At 35.0% G+C, this 20,395-nt stretch carries 11 protein-coding genes and 1 pseudogene; 1 reads left to right on the forward strand and 11 read right to left on the reverse strand.

Going from position 1 to position 20,395, the window contains the following annotated elements:
- Positions 1-7: 7 nt before the first annotated feature.
- The 3 genes from IGL07_RS09045 to IGL07_RS09055 are packed head-to-tail and all read right to left on the reverse strand — an operon-like array spanning position 8 to position 3,207.
- The gene (locus tag IGL07_RS09045) at positions 8-1,213 is read right to left on the reverse strand and encodes a CDP-glycerol glycerophosphotransferase family protein (protein ID WP_010817470.1); all 1,206 of its coding nucleotides are present in this window, start codon (positions 1,211-1,213) and stop codon (positions 8-10) included.
- Between the two features lie 25 nt (positions 1,214-1,238).
- Positions 1,239-2,219 carry a glycosyltransferase family 2 protein gene (locus IGL07_RS09050; protein WP_002376961.1) on the reverse strand — a complete coding sequence of 327 codons (981 nt, stop codon included), beginning with the start codon at positions 2,217-2,219 and terminating at the stop codon, positions 1,239-1,241.
- 10 nt (positions 2,220-2,229) lie between these two features.
- Entirely contained in the window at positions 2,230-3,207 is a 978-nt protein-coding gene (locus IGL07_RS09055; RefSeq protein ID WP_002376960.1) for a glycosyltransferase family 2 protein, read from the reverse strand.
- A gap of 1,682 nt (positions 3,208-4,889) precedes the next feature.
- On the opposite strand from IGL07_RS09055, the pseudogene IGL07_RS09060 reads away from it, so the two are divergent.
- A pseudogene (locus tag IGL07_RS09060) lies at positions 4,890-5,072 on the forward strand (ISL3 family transposase); the annotation flags it as partial.
- Between the two features lie 96 nt (positions 5,073-5,168).
- On the opposite strand, the gene IGL07_RS09065 reads toward IGL07_RS09060, so the two are convergent.
- From IGL07_RS09065 to IGL07_RS09100, 8 genes are all read right to left on the reverse strand, one after another.
- A complete protein-coding gene (locus tag IGL07_RS09065; protein ID WP_202578135.1) occupies positions 5,169-7,628 on the reverse strand; it encodes a DUF5776 domain-containing protein in 2,460 nt (819 codons plus the stop codon).
- A gap of 530 nt (positions 7,629-8,158) precedes the next feature.
- Entirely contained in the window at positions 8,159-8,917 is a 759-nt protein-coding gene (locus tag IGL07_RS09070; protein ID WP_002396066.1) for a glycosyltransferase family 2 protein, read from the reverse strand.
- Between the two features lie 134 nt (positions 8,918-9,051).
- Positions 9,052-10,449, reverse strand: coding sequence for a sugar transferase (locus IGL07_RS09075; RefSeq protein ID WP_002356909.1), 1,398 nt, complete (start codon positions 10,447-10,449; stop codon positions 9,052-9,054).
- Between the two features lie 105 nt (positions 10,450-10,554).
- Entirely contained in the window at positions 10,555-11,856 is a 1,302-nt protein-coding gene (locus IGL07_RS09080; RefSeq protein ID WP_010817473.1) for an EpaQ family protein, read from the reverse strand.
- Between the two features lie 28 nt (positions 11,857-11,884).
- Positions 11,885-13,888, reverse strand: a complete 2,004-nt coding sequence (locus IGL07_RS09085; protein ID WP_002383759.1) for a DUF7657 domain-containing protein — start codon at positions 13,886-13,888, stop codon at positions 11,885-11,887.
- A complete protein-coding gene (locus tag IGL07_RS09090; protein ID WP_010817474.1) occupies positions 13,889-16,030 on the reverse strand; it encodes a glycosyltransferase family 2 protein in 2,142 nt (713 codons plus the stop codon). It abuts the gene before it with no gap.
- Positions 16,031-16,041: 11 nt separating this feature from the next.
- Complete coding sequence (locus IGL07_RS09095) at positions 16,042-19,185, reverse strand: glycosyltransferase (RefSeq protein ID WP_010817475.1); 3,144 nt, start codon at positions 19,183-19,185, stop codon at positions 16,042-16,044.
- Positions 19,175-20,392 carry an ABC transporter ATP-binding protein gene (locus tag IGL07_RS09100; RefSeq protein ID WP_002356901.1) on the reverse strand — a complete coding sequence of 406 codons (1,218 nt, stop codon included), beginning with the start codon at positions 20,390-20,392 and terminating at the stop codon, positions 19,175-19,177. Before IGL07_RS09100 ends, IGL07_RS09095 begins: the two co-directional genes overlap by 11 nt.
- Positions 20,393-20,395 lie beyond the last annotated feature (3 nt).

Here is a 20,395-nt window from a genome sequence, read left to right on the forward strand (position 1 = left end):
GTCTCAGTTATTTTTTCATTTCTAATAAAATACGATTTCCTATATCTTGACTCGCATGTCCCGTCTCATAAATGTTATGTTCTTTTTTAAAATCACGGACTTTTTTTACATAATCAGAAGCAGAAAAATCTTTGATAGATTTAAGCAACTCTTTTTCTGTTAAAGCAAACGGAAAGGGCAGCTCTTTAAAATCCATCAACAATCCCCGATCCTTTAGATATTCTTCATAGTCATAGGCATAAATAAAACATTTTTTTTCCATAATCAACATTTCTCCTAAAGTTGAAGAATAATCTGTCACCAATGTATCTGTTGCACATAATAATTCTTGCATATCATCATACGAAGAAGCATCTATCATTCCTGTAGGGAGTCCTTCGCCAATTATACGATTTTTGTTTACTGTATCATTTGGATGCAAGCGAATCAACATTACAGCATCTTGATTAAATGTCTTAGAATAGACTTGAATAATTTTAGAAAGTAATTCATTATTCATTTCTAAATCATACTCTTGCCTAAAAGTAGGTGCATACATAATTATTTTTTTTGAAGAATCAATATTAAAATAGCTATATACTTTTTCGACAATGAGCTTATCATAGTTTACCAACAAATCGTTTCTAGGAAGACCATTTCTAAAAGTCTCTCCCTCATACCAAAATGTATCCTGTACATCAGGAATCATATTAGAAGTTTCAAATAATAGTAAATCACACATTTGAGAATCTTTTTTTGCTGTTTTTACGTACCTTGATGGCAATTTAGTTTCAACATATTTTTCAATTTGTTTTAATGTAAAGCCAGCATGCCAGGTCTGAATATAAAACTGATTCGCTCTTTTTGGGGGATAAAAACTTTTCCGACAATTGTCAATCCAAATTTTTGCCGTAAACATTTCAAATAATGCTTGAAATGATCGAACATGAACAGTACGAACACTATTTGGACAACCTCCGTTTTCTTTAACCCAATGTTTGTCAATTAACCATACAATATCAACTGGGGCCTTAGCTTCCAACAAATAATTACATATATACTTTGCATTATCCCCATAGCCTTTACCATTAAAGTTACTGACTACAATTTTATTCTTTTTAATTGGAAAAAAAATTAAAATCGGATACAGTAAATAGAATATACTATTTGCAAATATTCTTGAAAAGACCCTTGTTTTCAAATAAAGCCACTTATCCTTTAATTTTAAGACCACTTATTAAATCCACCTCTCAGTATAGCTACTTATTAACCTTTCTTAAATACCTCTGTTGCATTTTAGGAAAAACTTTATAAAGCATTGGGTGTATTCGAAGAAATGTTAAACTTAATTTTCTATTTTTAGTAAAATAAGGGTTAGCATAAATAAACTTTTGATTTTCTTTTAAAAAGTCTACTATTCTTTTAGTTATCTCAGGGTATTCTGACTCACTGTCTGATTTCATCATCTTGTCCAAAACATAAAAATTAGCTGCACATACACGTTTGAATGCAAGGTCGCTATATTCTGGCATAATTTCTTGAATAGTATGCCATGCTTGTTCCCAAGAATCAATACTTTCTAAGTCTCTAATATTAAACTTAGAAGCAGTAATGCTTCCTTCTCTATGAACATAAAAATAATAACTAGCAGTATCTACAACTACCTTTTTACATTGATTTAAAACATCCATAATTACATAAACATCTTCGTGGGCCTTACCAACTGGATATCTTAAGTCAGCAAATATATTTCTCTTATATAGTTTAGCAACAGCATAAACAGATGCTTGTTTACCGATTAAAATCATTTTAGTCGCTTCTTTTTGAGTCACTACATATTTTTCAGAAGGAGTTATTTCAGGCTCTTGACCAGAATAAACACTTGTTACCCCCACAATGGATAAATCAGCATCTTCCTGTATCATATTTTTGTACAATACTTCTAGCATATGTGTATCAATATAGTCATCACTATCTACAAAAGTTAGATACTTCCCTTTAGCAACATCAATCCCTGCATTTCGTGCAGAACTTAATCCACCATTTTCTTTATGAATTACTTTTATCCGCTCATCTAATCTCTTTAATTCATCACACATTTCTCCTGATGAATCTGTAGAACCATCATCTACTAATAATAATTCAAAATCAGTAAAGGTTTGTGAAAGTATTGATTCAACACATTTTTTCAAATAATTTCCGACATTATAAACAGGAACAATTATACTAATTTCTGACATTTTTAACTCCTTACTTCCCTAAAATTTTTCGATACATAAAATTATATAATGGGCCATTTACTAAATATAGAAGTAAACCCATTTTTTTTGCACTACTTGTTTTAGTATTTTTCATTAACTCAACGAGATTTTTTCTAATCCTTTTTCTAGAAAAATCCAGATATTTTTTATTGATTTCCCCTCTAGGTTTACTTGTTATTTTAAATCCTGTAGATAAATATCCATCTAATACTTTATCTAAAGCTAGTGACGATAAAGCAGGATACTCCTCTACTATTTTATTTAACAAAATCTCCCGTTGAGTAACATTATCGTATTGTTTCTCGTTAAATTTTTGATGTACTATACTCGAATGATTTTGGTAATAATAAATCCCTGGCATGGCTAAGTAATTAACGGCTTTGGCTCGTTTCATAACCTCATAGGCAGGCACTATGTCTTCATATAATTTACCTTCAGGAAAACGTACTTCATCAAAAAGGTGATTGCGGTATATCTTATTCCAAGCGTAAAAGTCTATTCCTTTATCAACAAAAAGAGAGCGGATGATCGCCTCTTTGTCAGTAATTATTTGCTCTTTAGGAATCAAAGAAATTTCTTTGGCTTCGTTACCTTTTATCAGACCAAACACTACTACATCTATTTCAGGAGAATCAAAAGCTTGGACCGCTTTATCTAAAATGCTTGGTAAGAAATAATCATCACTATCTAAAAAGGCAATAAGGGTACCTTCGGCATACTTCAAACCATAGTTCCTTGCAGAAGCAAGTCCACCGTTTTTTTTATGGTACACTTTTATATTTTTATGTTCTTCTGCTAATTTTTCAGCTAATTTGCCACTGTCATCAGAAGAACCATCATTAACCAAAATTATTTCATAAGGAACTGATAAATCTTGGTTTAAAACACTAGTTACTGCACGAGTTAACGTGGTCATCACATTATATACTGGAATAACCACGCTTAACTTTAAATTTTCTTTTTCCACACTTTTACCTCATTTATTAATATATTTTAACGTTTTCATGCTCAAAGAAATTTACATGTACAAAATGTTTGAGCACAATAGATCTTTAAAACATCTCTATAGATATTTTCAAGCCCGACTAATCGTTTTATATTTATTAGCTGATATTGAATTCTCTCATGATATAAATAGATAGTTCCTAATTAATTGTATAAACTTTATGTCCTTCTCCATTGACTATGGAACACGTGGTACTAGAAAAATTAAGTTTTTGTTTTTGCATCAACGTTATCTGGAATGTTTATTTTTCGGGATACTAAACATCATCACTATAAGAAAAGCAATACATTCTATAGTAGCTTTTTTCAACTCCATGCTTCCTTATTTTTACAATCCCTATATTTTTATTATTCTTTATCAACTTGATATGCTTATTTTTTTAATGTACTTGTTAGTAACAAAAATCAATCGATCTCTACTACCCTTCTCATTAACTATTAATTTCCAATTTTTACAAGTCCGCTTTCTGATACTTTCTATCGCATTCAAGATATATATTGGATTTATAAACAGGCATAATAGCTGATACAAGTATCTTTTCCATCCATTCACCCCTGCTCTTACTTTATTGCTTATTAGGTAAATAACACCCCATATTATCTCATACGCATACATATATTTCAATTAATCTTTTATAATGATTATCCACAGTTTTATCTCTCTGTAATAAAAACATACTAAGATTAGAGGGGAAATGCATCGACGGATGAATTCCCCCTCTATTGCTCTTTTTAAGCGTATAGTTGTAAGTGAAAGGATGACCGAACATGACCTCTTGGACTTCGAGTCCACACAAAAAAATGGTCTCCTTCACTGTCATTTTAAAATTTGGTTTAAGTATGTTATGGCTTAGAGCCCGTATGTAGGAAATTAGGAACGAAATGAAGCATTGAAGAACCTTTCAATATTTTTTAGGAGTTGTAAATTATGTGTGCACTTGCTTTAGATGTTTCAATGAGGAAAAGTAACGCCGTTATTTATCATGAAAATACCTGTCTTTTTTAGCAAGAAATTCTTCATGACAAGCCCCATTTTAGCCAGCTTCATAAAGAAATCCATTCTTTACCAGAAAGCCCACAAATTGTTTTTGAAGCAACTGGGGTGTATTCAATTGTCATTGAAACGTTTTGGCAAAATAACCACTTATCTTATTGCTTATTAAATCCTTTAGAAGCCAAAAGACAACAAATTAACTATCGACTTGCGTTCAGTCAAAACTGATAAACGCGATGCCCATCGTCTGGCTCAAGCTCATAGTCAATTTTTACGAAAACAAAAACAATAATTATCAGAAATCAACAAATCGAAGGAGACATTAAACACATGATAATAAACCTGCATACCACTTTACAATTAACTTTTATTTATATCCTAATTATTTAGAAGAATTTAGGCAGACAAAATAAAAAAATCTTTTAAAGAAAAATACCGATAAAAATCTCCAATCAAAAAGTTGTACACTAACCCAACAATTGAAAAAATTACTGACAACTAAAGAACAATTAGGTAAACTGCTAGTTGAAGCAGCCAAACAGACAGAATAATTCGAAAGTATTCTAGAAATTAGTGAACTCTCTGCGGGACTCATGATTGGTGTATTAGGAGACATTCGCCGTTTTTTTCTCACAAATAACTAAACGCTCTTACCAACGGTTCTTCACTTTGACGGATTTTTATCCGTTCGTCATGTTTCTAATGTCATGAGTTTCCTCATTTTTAATGGGCAAACAAGAAAATTATTTGATATTGTTGAAAACCGACAGCTGCCTTACTTAGAACGTTATTTTAATCGTTTTCCACTGTCTGTGCGGGAAAATGTCCAAATAAAAAAATCCAGAGGATTTTATCCTCTAGATTTGACACGATTCTACAATTCCTCTTTCCCGATATTATTTGACAAAGAGCCTTTTTAAGTTACTTAACTAATTCACTTTTTGTACATAACGTTTATTTGAAGTGATATACCCTTGTGGTGTTTTTAATCTTGGATATCCATTTTTACTATATTCAATTCCTTGCACTTTAATAGTAGTTCCTTTTTTTACTGGAGATCCAGGTGTTTTAAATTCTAAATCAGTATAATAACGATCATTGACAAGCATCACAATTTTTACTGGATTTTCTGTATAGTAGTTGTTAATATTACTGATTGCTGCTGAAACGATATCTTTTCTTGCCGTTAAATATCCCTTTCTTGTTACCAAGCGGGGATATCCATTAGATGAATATTCAATTCCTTGCACTTCTACTAGTGTGTTCTTTTTCACTGCGGCACCTTTGCTTGTAAAGTCGGCGTTGTTATAAAATGTTTCATCTTTCATTACTACTACTCGACCTGGATTAGCTGTGTAATACTTATCAATATTACTGATTGCTGCTAAAACGATATCTTTTCTTGCTGTTAAATATCCTTGAGGTGTGACCAAACGTGGGTATCCAGTTGATGAATATTCAATTCCTTGCACTTCTACTAGTGTGTTCTTTTTCACTGCGGTACCTTTGCTTGTAAAGTCGGCGTTGTTATAAAATGTTTCATCTTTCATCACGACTACTCGACCTGGATTAGTTGTGTAATACTTATCAATATTACTGATTGCTGCTAAAACGATATCTTTTCTTGCTGTTAAATATCCTTGAGGTGTGACCAGACGGGGGTACCCTGTTGATGAATATTCAATTCCTTGCACTTCTACTAGTGTGTTCTTTTTCACTGCGGTACCTTTGCTTGTAAAGTCGGCGTTGTTATAAAATGTTTCATCTTTCATTACTACTACTCGACCTGGATTAGTTGTGTAATACTTATCAATATTACTGATTGCCGCTAAAACGATATCTTTTCTTGCTGTTAAATATCCTTGAGGTGTGACCAAACGGGGGTACCCTGTTGATGAATATTCAATTCCTTGCACTTCTACTAGTGTGTTCTTTTTCACTGCGGCACCTTTGCTTGTAAAGTCGGCGTTGTTATAAAATGTTTCATCTTTCATTACTACTACTCGACCTGGATTAGCTGTGTAATACTTATCAATATTACTGATTGCTGCTAAAACGATATCTTTTCTTGCTGTTAAATATCCTTGAGGTGTGACCAAACGGGGGTACCCTGTTGATGAATATTCAATTCCTTGCACTTCTACTAGTGTGTTCTTTTTCACTGCGGCACCTTTGCTTGTAAAGTCGGCATTGTTATAAAATGTTTCATCTTTCATCACGACTACTCGACCTGGATTAGTTGTGTAATACTTACTTAAGTCAGGTCCGCTACTATTATTACCCATATCTAAAAAATTACTATAGGTCATGGAAATATCAAACGGACGTCCTTCATAATTAGCTAAACCAGGGAAATACATTTGCGAAGACCATTGCCAAGCACCATGGTCATTATTCCACTGCATGGAGCTATCAGGAGTATATGGATATTGCGCTACCCATACTCTGTCTCTTCCGAAGGCGGAGGTATCGATATAACCAGCTGTTAACCACCATTTGCCGACATACAACGCATCATTTTTATACCCCAGTGCCTTTAATTGCTGGTTAAATGCAATAGAATTAGCATGGGCGTTTCGTCCATTGTTTGTAAGCGTTGGATCTTCCGCATCATTAAACATTATGGTATTTTTATCTAAGCCTGAGTTAGCCGCCGCCTGAGCGAAATATCTTGCTTCATCTTGTGCTGTCGCAGCAGAGACATACATACTATAGTGATATGCTGAAACTTTTAAGCCAGCAGCTTTGGCATTACTAATTTGGCCAGCAGCATATGGATTAACATACCAAGTTCCTTCTGTTAATTTAACCGAGACACCTGTTACACCATAACTTTTAATTTTTTGATACTCAGCTACTGAAATGTCTCCATTCCAACTAGAAACGTCAATAAAATTCTTGCCAGGCAAATTAGGATCATTCGCATAGACGTTCGCAACTGTTGCTCGCGCTACCCTAGAAGAAATGCCGTTTTTCATAGCATATGTTCCTTTTTTATGGTTCGTTCCTTCACGTGCTGCTTCTTGATAATCCGCTTCATCTTGATTAATGGTCTTTTTTTCTACTTCAGAGCTTTGTGATTCTTCCGTTTTACTATCTGTTGTGTTTGTTTCTGAAACAGAAGAATGTCCTTCTGTTGTACTATTTGTTGAAGAATCAAGAGTCTCTTCTTTTGTGCTTGAAGCAGAACTATCTCTTTCAGAGGTATTTTCTTCTGTAACAGAAGATGTATCCTCCGTTGAATTAGTCGTTATTTCTGACGTGGCTTGAGTGACCAAGCCGGCCTCCCCCGTTGTTTCTGTTTTTACAAGCTCTTCTCCTGATGCAATCACACTAAAACTATTTAATAATACGGTACAAATTAACATACCTGAAATGATTTTTTTCATGAAACTCTCCTTATATATTTAATAATATGTATCTTTCTTAAACACTTGCCATTCCCTCTCGAAAAATGTGTATCCTATAACCTTCAACTAATTGTTTTCACATTTTAAAACTAACACCAATCATTATCTCATACCTTTATTTCAAATTCAATTACGCTTTTTTAACATTCCTATATCAATTTTTTACTTTTAAATGGTAAAAAGATGAAAACAGATCTTTAATCGATTGTTTTCATCTTTTATTTATTTTTTAAGATATTCTGTGTACGATTTTTTAGTATCAACAATTAGCGCTTGTAGCCCACTGGTATTGGCATTTTTGTATCTTCAAATGGAACGAGGTCGGGACAGAAGCGTTTAACTCCGAGAAATAAGAAGGAATTTCCGAAAATTGTTCTATAATTTTTGGAGAATTTCGGCTTATTTCCGAAGGAGTTGCTTCTGTTCCCGCCGTTTATCAATTTTTAAGCCTGGGACAAAAATCCAAAGTGATTTTTGTCCCAGGCTCGTTTCACTTTTCCTTTTCCTCCCTATTCATTCTTTGCATATTTAAATGTTGTATAGAATAAAAAACGCATTAAGTAGAATGAACTTTTAATAACTGAAAACTGTTCATTTTGACGCAAAATTTTCCAAACCCAACTGATTGTATTCCATTTGTTAGAAGATGTAGAGGTAGTTAGCTTACGATAAATGGCTAATTTTTCGTTAATAAAATAGACCGTATTTATTTCTTTCAAAATGTTTAACCAAGTAGCATAGTCTTCATGTTTTAAATCCGGCATTAAATGGCGTTTAAGCAGATTAGATTCGACTACGACCGTTAAGCAGCCGATAGTATTTGTTTTTAAAAGATCTTGATAGGTTTGTGGTCCCTCACTAAAATTACGCTCATGCGTAATGTTGCCATTTTCATTACATACAAAATAAGAACTACATGTAAATAAAAGTTTTTTTTCTTCCATCCACTTGATTTGAACTTCTAATTTATTAGGAAGCCATAAATCATCACTATCTAAAAAGGCAATATATTGTCCCTTTGAAGCTTCAATTCCTTTATTTCTGGTCTTTGCAATACCCATGTTCTGTTCATTTTTCAGTAAAAAGATTCTTGAATCTTTTTCCATAAAGGCAAGTGCAATATCAATAGAATTATCTTTACTTCCATCATCAATGAGTAATAATTCCCAGTTCTGGTAAGTTTGTTCCAGAACGCTTTCAATAGATTTTGATAAAAATTTGCCCGCGTTGTACATAGGCATAATAATTGAAACAAGTGCTGTTTCCATTTGTTCACTCCTCGTTGCATTTTATGTAAGAATGTAACAGTTTATATTATCGCATAGCTCTTTTATTATTTCAACGTTCCTTGTTTCCAAAAAAAGTTTGAGACATAAGCTTAAATAACTTATGTCTCAAACTTTTAACGGTAAATTCTAATAGCATTCTCTTTACAATAATCCATCGTCAATTCTTCACGTTCTTCAGACTCATCCAATCCTCTTGATGATACTTTATCAAAGAGAATTTTGATGGTTTGAAGTAGAATTTTCATATCCAATAGTAATGAATAATTCTTGATGTACAGTAAATCAAAGTTCAATTTACTATTGTAGTCAGAAGCATACTTCCCATAAACTTGGGCATAGCCGGTAATCCCCGCACGTACATTGTGACGTAAATAGTAATTCGGGTTTTCCTGATTAAATTGATCAACAAAGAATGGTCGTTCAGGACGTGGTCCGACAATGGACATATCCCCGCGAATAACATTGATTAGTTGTGGTAACTCATCAATACGTAAAGCGCGCAAGTATTTACCAACTGTAGTGACGCGACTGTCGTTACTTGTAGATAAGACTGGACCTGATTTTGCTTCCGCTGTTGCCGACATCGTTCTAAATTTTAAAATCGAGAACTCACGTTGATCTAATGTAATCCGAGTTTGTTTGTAAATCACTGGTCCCGGTGAGGTTGCTTTGACTAAAATCGCTGCAATAAGCATTAAGGGGGAGGTAATCACAAATAGGCAAACAGAGACTAAAATATCGAATAAACGTTTAATAAAATTCTCTTCTGGTTGGATTTCAAAATTTGAGACTTCGATAATACTTTCATCTTCAAAGTTCATCATGTTTGGTTTTAACATAATTAGATTTTCAAAACTTGTATCTAAAAAGATTTTTTTCTTGTGTTTGACAATTAATTGATACAATTTTACTTTTTCGTTCTCATCAACATTACTTGAAATATAAACAATATCGATTTCATCGATAATTTTTTTTAAGTTTTCATAGTAATTGCTGACAACAACGCTCGTTACTTTATGCTTGTTATTTTTATCAGACATAAAGTTTTGAATTGACCGCATAACTTGATTTTCTTTACCTAGTAAAACAACTTTTCGCTCATTGCTGACCTTTAAGTATAAATAATAAACAAGAATTCGCCAAAGACTTAGAACAATAATTCCGATTATAAAGGAATATCCTAAAACAGAACGTGGGAACGTAAACCAACGTCCGGCAAATGTCACAATCATAATCGTTAAAGTCATTAAAATTTGACCAATCACCGTGACAAAAATGATGTCACTAATTTTGCGATTATAAAAAATATACGCACCTAACAATAAATTCAAAAAGATAAAAAAGATTGAAATGTAAATTGCAGATTTTTCATAAGCCACAAAGTTAAATGAAGGAATTTCTCGGCCAAATTTCACCATAAAACCTAAGATGATTGATAAATTATAGAGCAAAACGTCTGCTAAAATAATTACAATTCGTCTTGCATTACTCCATTCACTTTTTGATGTCATTAAAAACTTCCTCTCTTCACTTCCAGTAATTACATTATTTGTAATAACATGCAACCCCTATATTACCATAATGTCAGCGGACAAGAAAGTTCTATAGGATGAAAATTATCTGCGATGTCTTTGGACACGACTTAATTCTTCAGGTTGGTCCCAGCCCTCTTCGTCAACAGGTGTTATTGGGCCCTCTTCATTGCTAACAGGACTTGTTTGTTTCACTCGTTTTCTTCTTTTAGGCGTCGTTGGTCTTTCATGTCTTCCTCGTTTTTTCTCTGGCCGGAAGTAGAAGGCTAGCCCAAGGAAACTATAAACAATCGGCATCCAATGAGGCGCTAATAAAATATCTTCCATAAATGAATGAATCCAGATTAAAAGGAAGCCTAAAAGTAAACTAACTTGCAAACGATCCAATGTTTTTTTGCGGAAACCAATCAATAAAATCATACTGACTAAAAAACCAAATAAAATCAGATAGCCGATAACACCAAAATTACTTAACGTAAATAGAAAAGCATTATGTGTCCCCAGCGGTTTCCATGAGGCCACAAAAGGCTCCATACCGACTTTAATATGTTGAGGATCAGATAACCATTTAGCAAAAAACTCATGCCAAATTCGTTCTCTTCCTGTAAATAAATCAACAGTATCCGATTCCGCACATAAGTAAAATAACAGTGGTCCCAATGCAGCTACTCCGACAAAACCAAACAGCCAAACTTTCGAACGTTGCAAGAAACGTTTTGGTAAAAGATTATCCACCAGAATAAAACCAACTAAAATGGCAAAAGAGGTTTTTGATTGACTGACCCATGTACCTAAAACACCACCAATGTATACAGGTAAAAGCAGCAGGTTAAAAACTTTATTTCTATATGCTTTGATCAAACTGCTGGCCATCATTGTTGAAAACATCAACGTTGCACCAATCGTATTGGTATTAATCCAAATACTTTCTAGTTTATTTGATTCTTTAAAAATTTCGTCTGCTGGAATCAACTGTGGCAACTCCACGGACATCCGATACAAAGTCGCACTCAAAGCAACTAAAGAGACAATTAATAAAAGCGTTTGATCCATACGGTCAAAGACACAAACTTTAAAACAAAGGACCAACAAAATAATTAAAGGAATCATTGTATCTGTTTGCATTGTGCTATGACGGATTGATTCCGTAAAGTGAAACAAGAGCCAGGTGGCTAGCGCCAACGCTACGGTCAGCCAGTCAATAAATTTTAATTTCGTACAATTTAATAGCAGTACAAGTATTACTGCTATTAATAATAAAATTGAACTATTGGCATACATATATTTTGTGACTGGCGCATCAATTCCTACGACCCACATCGTATACGAGCCGATCATTGTAACTAATAAAATAAGTCGACCGATTCTATTCAATACTTTTCCCATATTCAAACCTCATTCCATGAATGAATCACTAGTCGTTTATTCGATAAATATATGCCCCGTTCTGATCAGGTCCATATAATTTTTCAAAATGAATCGTTGGTGTGTCTAACGGTTCTAATGGTTTATAAACGACCGCATATTTAATCCCATATTCTTTTAATTTTTCTGGAGATAAACGAGCAATAATCGCATCTTTTTGCATCAACTCTAAAACAGGGGTCTGATTTCCTACTTCAACATTGATGTGCGCATAGCGATTATAAATAAATGTGTCTTTTCCTTTTGGATCTAATGGTTTCCAAGCCTCTAAGTCAGGTGTAAAAGCAACACCGTTAAATGTATGCACACCTAACATTGGCAAATAACCATACATCAAGCGTTCGCCCACCCACAATTGGTTGGGGTCTTTTTTGTTAATTTCTTCCACTTCTACTGCTAATTTTTTTCCATAGACAGCAGAAACGCCTCGAGAAATTGGATTAACAAAGGCACCAGAAACCATAATGATTCCTAATAAGACAAGGACAAATAACGTGCGCCAACGTTTAAATAAAGCAACAATTAAAACGGTAGCGACAACCAAGACACCAATGATGTCCATTCGTGTAACGTATAACCGTAAATTGCCCGTATATAAAACAAAGAAATACAGAACAACATTTAATCCTAGCGCCCCTAACCAGGCCATCATCGGAATTTTTGCTTGGCGATTCCATAAATAATCGATGAACCATAAACTCAACAACACAGCTGCAAACCCGAAGGATAACATCGCCCGTTGTTCTGGCACATAAGACCACAATGTCAACTTAGCAAAAATTGTTGGAAATTGCACGCTCATCCAAACTAAGTTAAATAAACAATACACGAATAAGACAAAACCGTAAATGTTTTCTTTGATTTTTTTATAAAAAATAAATGGTGAGAGCGGCAAAATAACAAAAAATAATTGATAAAAACTACTGATTTCCGAATTATTTGAATATGGAACATCTTGAAACGGCATTTTCCAATTTGTTAAAAATAACAAAATATCGCGTTTAGGCATATCGCCACCTAAACTTACCCGTTTTCCTGGATAAGCGGTATCCATTACTGCTTTTAAGGAATCCAACGAGCCATATAGCGATCCGCCAACAATAATCGCCGTCATCAAGAGTGCCCCACCTATCAGGACCCCATCCCACTTATCCAACTTAATTTTTTTACGAAATTCTAAAAAGAATAAAATTAAAAATAATAAAATCAAATAACCAAGTGGTACTTGTAACGCAGGATAAATAACTAAAACAAATCCTGAGGCCATAATAACAGCCGTTATCGCACAAATGACACGACGTCGAACACTACTATGATAATAGAAATAATTATAAATTCCCACTAAAAAACCTAAGCCAAAAAATACTAAATCTCCAACTGGCGAGACAAACCACCATTGAAGGGCCGAAGAAAACGGAATCCAAACACTTGCTAACAAAGCTAAATATTTATTCCGCCGTGTGACGATCAAACCAATTTCAAAAGAGAATAAAATCAAACCAATTAATTTAAGATTCCAATACCAAGATAAGCCATATTCTTTACCTAGTAGCACGTAGCCCCACGTAAAAGGTTTCGCTAACGTGGCCAAATTCCACGCTGGCGAATTATAGCCTACCACCATGTCTTGACCATTTAACGTAATCACATCATTATGTGTTTTCAAACCCGTTTGTGTTTGCGACAGACTAAATGGGGTTTGAACGAGCCATTCATCCGAACGAACACCTCTTGGTTCACCAGCAATTAATGAACTTTTTTGGCCATCCGCATATTCAGAAACATACGCATCCCACATGTTTAATGAACTACCATGGACTTTAAAGGCGACCAGTAAAATAAAAATGACTGCCGCTAGCAGATAGCGCCAGCGTAACAAATGATCAACCAAGCGAGCGCTCTGCTCAGCTTGGTTGCGTAATGGTTGTTTTTCTTTTCTTGTAGTTAGTTGTTGTTCCATCTTTTCGCTCCATTTCGTCATCCGCAATTGCATCTAGTCAATTCGTAATGAAAAGTTGGGAATATCCCTTGTCAGATTAGGATTATAAAATGGATCATTTTCAATTAAAGGTCCCCATTTTTCTTCCATCATCACTTTTTCTTGTTCAAAACGTTTTTTCTTTTTGCCTTTATCATCATATCCACGAGTTTGAGATTCAAAATGATAAAGCTCTGCTTCATGAAGCCAAACATTGTCACGTCCTAAAGCTTGGACTTTCAGGCATAAATCAACATCATTGAAAGCTACGGTAAACGCTTCTTCAAAACCACCAACTGCATCAAAATCTGCTTTTTTCATAAGTAAGCATGCGGCAGTTACTGCTGAATAATTAACATTAATAGCTAACCGACCAAAATAGCCTAAGTCACCATGGGGATAACCATAATGACCATGTCCAGCAACACCACCTAATCCTAAAATAACGCCTGCGTGTTGGACCGTATTATTTGGATACAATAATTTCGCACCTACACAGCCAATCCGTTCTTGCTGAGCAAATGAAACCATCAAAGTTAACCAATTCTCTGTAATCACTTCGGTATCATTATTTAAAAATAATAAATACTCTCCGTGCGCTTTTTTCGCTGCACGATTGTTAATAGTTGAGAAATTGAATGGAATATCGATTGATTCAACGAAAAAGCGGCCAGGTAATTGTTGTTCAAATTCTGCATATAATTCGTGCATTTTTGGATCTGTACTTCCATTGTCTGCCATAATAATCTCGTAATTTTGGTAGGTTGTTTTTTCAATAATCGATGAAACACAACGTTGTACGTCTTTATAGCCATTTTTAGTTGGAATAATAATTGAGACTAACTTGTCGGATTCAATGCCATAATAAACATCGTATAAGCCATTCGCCGCCCCATGCGTTGCATGACCATTAATACCTCGACGAACGAGCGCATCTTGCACGGCTCTTAGCCCCGCTTCAAAAGCATAACCTTTTGAGCCCTGATCCACTGCTGTTGAGGTTGGCAGCATTCGCCAATAGTAAAGAACTTTTGGAATATGTTTGATGCGTTCTTTTGTCGTTTTTTCAGTAAATCTTAAGACTAAATCGTAGTCTTGAGAACCTTCGTAACCTTTTCGAAAGCCGCCAATTTCTTCTAGAATACTCCGACGATACACGCCTAAATGCGAAATGTAATTCGTTCCTAAAAGTAAATCAGGTGACCAATCTGGTTTAAAGGCTGGATCAGAACGATTTCCATCCATGTCAATCTTATCTTCATCACTATAAATTAAATCCAGTTCTGGGTTTTCATTCAGCACTTTAACCACTTCATAAAAAGCATTGATCGCTAATTCATCATCGTTGTCTAGTAAGGCGACAAATTCTCCGGTAGCAATCGCTAAAGCAGAGTTGGTTGCTTCGGAAATATGACCATTTTGTTCACGAAAGACGACCCGAATTCGCTCATCCAATTGCTGGTACTCTGTTAAAATCTTTTTGACATTGGGATCTGTTGAGGCGTCATCGGCCATACATAATTCCCAATTAGTATAGACTTGATTCAAAATAGAATCAATGCACAACCGAAGCCATTTTTCTTCAACATTATACACTGGCATCGCAATGGAAATTTTAGGTTGATAATGAAATGTTGCGATTTCTTGTGTCATCGCTTCTATGTCTAGTACTTCATTTCTAGCTAACCAGTTAGGATACGAAGCTTGATTTCTCAGTTTCTCAATTTTCGCTCGTTGAATGGTATGAGAAATACCATTTTTAGCCATATACTTAAATCCTTTTTTGGCTTTTATCCAAAGACGAGTCACTTTATCTTCTGTCCCTGGAATCACTGGATATTTTTTATTCAAGGGAAAATCCACCGTTACAACATGTGCTGATGATTGAAAATGAAAAGGGAGTACTTTTTTTTGTTTAATTCCTTCAAGTGTAACAACAAAGCCAGCTTCAATCGCAGGCTCTGTTTGATAAATTTGATTAACATCTTCACGTAAAACGCGCTGAATGTTATAAGCGGACACTTGGTTTTCATTATTAATTGTGAAAGTTGGGCTTTCTTTAGTGATTGTATCCAACGCCCAACCTGTAATGGTTAAATTATTTGTTGTTTTGTCGCGATAGATACTATCAAAGATCACCTTAATGTCTTCATTCATGTGCATTCTCCTTATAGATGTTTCGGATTTCGGTAAGGATCAACTAAAGCTTCCGCAGTCCATTTTTCCGCAAGTTCTTTATAAGATCCTTTTTTATCATGGTTTTGCATTTTTTCGTCTGCTTTTAAAATTGCATAGGACACATATACATTTCGTTTACCAGCGCTAGCAAATTGTAACGATAAATCGACACCCATCCACTCTTTTCCTAAGCTTTCGTTAATTCCTTCTAAATTTAGGTAAAGTTGCTTGTTGAATAGTAAGCAGTCTTCAGTTGCTGCTTGAATATTTCTTGGTAAAGCAATTCTGTAATAGTAACCTAAGCTTTTACCAGGGGTGCCTTTTTCAGGATAAAGTAATCGACCTTTGTCTGTATCAACTGATACTCCCACCGTTTCCACGCGATAGCGTGCGTCAACTACGCGGCCAGTCACTAAACCAGAGGTCTCTTGTTGACCAATGTTCATTAACTCTTTTAACCAATCATTTTTCGTTGGTACCAATCCAGCATTTAATAAAGCCACATATTCTCCCTTAGCAGCTTGAATCATGCCATGACGAGTTTCTGTTGAAACATAACGAAGACGGTCATTTTGGATATTTATTTGATTCTCGAAGCGTGCAGGCAATAGAATTTCATAATTTGTATAGGCAGTTTTTTCTAATAATTGACGTAAGTAACTACTCATATTCTCTGTATCATTCGTAATAATCAATGATACCATCGGCACATGATCATAAAGATAGTTAATTTTATAGGAACCATAAAATTCGGCAATCTCTACTTGTGCTTTTAAGCCACGGCGTTCCGTTGCCGCTTGGACCGCTTTTTGACCAGCTACATAGGCGTAACCTTTGCTTTCAGGGTTTAGAGCAGTCGATGATTCAATGGCACGCCAATGATACATCATACCAGGAATATGCTTGATTTTCGTTGCTTGTTCCGTTGCTCGTAATACGAAATCATAGTCTTGAGCGCCGTTATATGCTGAATTCAGTCCGCCTACTTTTTCTAATAAATCACGTTTCACAACAACAAAGTGTGTAATGTAATTATGGTTTAAAATCAGTTCTGGATTCCAGTCCGATTTGTAAAACGCGTTGAAGCGACGACCATTTTCTGTAATTTTATCTTCATCAGTATAAAGAAAATCAATCGTTGGGTCTGTGTTTAAAGCTTTGACCACTTCATATAATGCTTGTGGCGCTAATTCATCATCGTTATCCATGAAACCAACAAAATCGCCAGTAGCAATCGACAAAGCTGAGTTAGTTGCTTCTGAAATATGTCCGTTTTCTTCGCGATAAATAACTTTGATTCGTTGATCTAGTTCTTTATATTTTTCTAGCATGGGCTTAATATGTTCGCTTGGCGATGCATCATCTGCTAAACATAACTCCCAATTTTCATAGTACTGATTTTGTAAAGAAGAGACACATGCTGCAAGCCATTTTTCTTCGACATTATAAACAGGCACAGCGACAGAAATTTTAGGCTGAAATTGGAACGTTTTAATTTCCGCTAAAACTGCCTCCACGTCAACAGGGGCTTCTGCTTTTTCTTGTCGTTTAAAGTACCACTTCACTGAGCCCATGAAACCACGTGTCTGAATCGAACGCCATGCTCGATCAAATTTCGTACCTGGTTGAACCATGTTTGGACGCTCCACCACGTATTGAACCTTCTGACCTGATTTGGTGTCAATGTTTAGCGTGTAGGCTGGTAAATCTTCTGGATCTTTAATCGTAATGACAAAACCATAGTCTTGATCGCCTTCTAATTCAAACATATCAATAACATCACGACGGTATTCTGTTTCCACCGTATAAGTGACTGATTCACTAGCTTCTGCAATGCTGAATCTTAGCGGATAATTTGTTTGTTTGTCATACGCCCACCCTCTGATAACAGAAACGTTATTTTCTACATCGCGAGCAATATCATCGATGGTTAAATTAATCATTTTATCAAATTTAGTTAACGTAATTCGTTTATATTTTCCAGTAGGCATAGGGGATGTCTCCGTCTGTTTATTCATTTCTTCTAAAAATTGATTTCTTTCATCTAACAGTGCATGAATAAAGGTATTCTCACGTTCTGAATAGTTGCCTTCAAAGAAATAATCAATGTCTACTGTCAGGTCTTTGCCTGCCATTTGTGCATCGGTTACTTCGATTACAGGTACTTGCGTATCTAAGAAATAATAGACATTCTCTTGTACCAGAAAAGCATTTGTTGCTGCGACTGGGACTGTCTCCCCGTCTATCGTCATGGATAATTTGACAATTGCCCCCGTTAAACTTGGGAATAATTTTATCAGTTGGACGTCTTCTGGTATCTTCAGTTGGAACTGTTTTGTTTCAGGTTTTTGTAAATCAACTGGTTGATCCAACTCAGTCTCTTTTTCTTCGCCGCAATTAATTAAAATATGAACGTTTTTTTCATTGTATGAATTTACTGGTGTCACTCGCTCTGGCTGTTCTACTGGTTCAGCAGTCAAGGCAAAAAAGTACTGATACACTTCGCCAAAGGGACGCGCTTTAAAAGCTGCTTGCACTTCTACAGGTAACGCTTCATACGTCGTAGGAATTTCGTTGTAGCCAACTTGATTAAATGTAAAATCTTCTTTGGCAATGTATAAACCAACTTCTGCAAAAACTCTTTCAAATCCTTCTTGTAAATAGAATGATTTATGCGTAGCATCCAATAGCCCAGTTTCATTCCATGTTAAACGATTATTAAATAAATCAATTAAGACCGAATTATGTGCCAAATTAGGGAACGTGATTAAAATTTGACCGCCTGGTTTTAAAAACGGTTTGACTTTTGCTAAGGCGTTTTGAGGATTCATTAAATGTTCCAACACATCCGCAAAAACGATATAATCAAACGTCTTACCAGCAAAGTATTCGACCCAATCATTTTCATCAATATTGCCATAAAAGGCATCTGTTGAAAATTGACTGACATGATCATAAAGTTCTTTGTCTAATTCAACAATTGAGACCTGGCACTTTTTTTCTTCCATCAAATAGCTAGTCATTCGCCCATTACCTGGACCAAATTCCAAGACATCACTATTTTCTTTGATTTGTGCTACGATTTTCCCAACACTGGTACTCTCGTCTGTTTCCATTTCAAAATCATACTTCATCTTTTGTCGTATCCTTCCATTTATGATCTAAGATGACAATTCCTTCTCCGGCATAACGACCGGTAATAAACATCGTCACGTATTTTGTTTTGTAGACTAATGGGACTGTTGCATGTTCCTCAAAGAAAGCAATATCAAAATAATATTCACCTGTTAATAATGACATTTTTTCATATTCTAAATAAAAAACATTCCGTCCTTTTTTCCAAGGAATTTGCACGCCATCTAATAACGTATTTAAGCCACAGACATAATGGTTGTCCACTGTTCGAATAGCGACCCCACAAACAGGCTTCTTAATTTGGTCATTTTTGACAGTATATTCAATTTTTACAATCACTTTTTCATCTTGCGTTACCATTTCTAATGGTTCATAATCCGCGTTTAAAAGTTCCGCATGATCCACTTCAATAATATCTGGTGTTGGGGTTTCATCTTTCATGGTCGCTTCGCGGTCAACTGTTTTAATTGATTTCTTTTTCAAAAAGTTTTCGTAATTGGTAGTCACATCCATCGTATCTCCATATTCAACGACTTTCCCGTGTTGCAACCAAAAAGTTCTGTCACAAAAACGACGGATGGAGTTTACATCGTGAGAAACAAATAAAATTGTTTTACCAGAATTTTTAATTTCCGTAAATTTTTCCATACATTTTAATTGAAACTCTAAATCCCCGACAGCCAACGCTTCATCGACAATTAAAATATCTGGGTCCACGTTAATAGCTACCGCAAAAGCCAAGCGGACAAACATACCACTAGAGTACGTTTTAACTGGTTGATACAAATGATCGCCGATGTCAGCAAAATCAATGACATCTTGGACACGCTCTTCCATCTCTTCTCGGGAAAAACCTAGGACCATTCCATTTAAGAAAATATTTTCATATCCTGAATATTCGGGGTTAAAACCTGAACCTAATTCAAGCAACGCTGAAATTTTCCCATTAATCACCATGGACCCGGAGGTTGGTGTTAGTACTCCTGTAATAATTTTTAACATGGTTGATTTCCCAGAGCCATTTTCGCCGACAAAACCAATCATCTCGCCTTTTTTAATTTGCATCGTGACATCGTCTAACGCATAAAACAAATCGTGGTAAGATTTTTTGGTTGGACTAAGCGCTTCTTTAAACCGATCGGACGGCTTTTTATACATGTTGTATGTTTTGGTAATATGTTGGATATCGATTGCATATTCTGACATGTC

The sequence above is a fragment of the Enterococcus sp. DIV1368f genome (assembly GCF_051712245.1).
GTDB classification, from domain to species: Bacteria; Bacillota; Bacilli; order Lactobacillales; family Enterococcaceae; genus Enterococcus; species Enterococcus faecalis.

What these genes read in the sequence shown, in the direction of transcription:
- IGL07_RS09080 (WP_010817473.1), bottom strand. Translation starts at nt 11,856, where the DNA reads ATGGGAAAAGTATTGAATAGAATCGGTCGACTTATTTTATTAGTTACA.
- IGL07_RS09095 (WP_010817475.1), bottom strand. Translation starts at nt 19,185, where the DNA reads ATGAAGTATGATTTTGAAATGGAAACAGACGAGAGTACCAGTGTTGGG.
- IGL07_RS09090 (WP_010817474.1), bottom strand. Translation starts at nt 16,030, where the DNA reads ATGAATGAAGACATTAAGGTGATCTTTGATAGTATCTATCGCGACAAA.
- IGL07_RS09065 (WP_202578135.1), bottom strand. Translation starts at nt 7,628, where the DNA reads ATGAAAAAAATCATTTCAGGTATGTTAATTTGTACCGTATTATTAAAT.
- IGL07_RS09085 (WP_002383759.1), bottom strand. Translation starts at nt 13,888, where the DNA reads ATGCAATTGCGGATGACGAAATGGAGCGAAAAGATGGAACAACAACTA.
- IGL07_RS09070 (WP_002396066.1), bottom strand. Translation starts at nt 8,917, where the DNA reads ATGGAAACAGCACTTGTTTCAATTATTATGCCTATGTACAACGCGGGC.
- IGL07_RS09075 (WP_002356909.1), bottom strand. Translation starts at nt 10,449, where the DNA reads ATGACATCAAAAAGTGAATGGAGTAATGCAAGACGAATTGTAATTATT.
- IGL07_RS09100 (WP_002356901.1), bottom strand. Translation starts at nt 20,392, where the DNA reads ATGTCAGAATATGCAATCGATATCCAACATATTACCAAAACATACAAC.
- IGL07_RS09050 (WP_002376961.1), bottom strand. Translation starts at nt 2,219, where the DNA reads ATGTCAGAAATTAGTATAATTGTTCCTGTTTATAATGTCGGAAATTAT.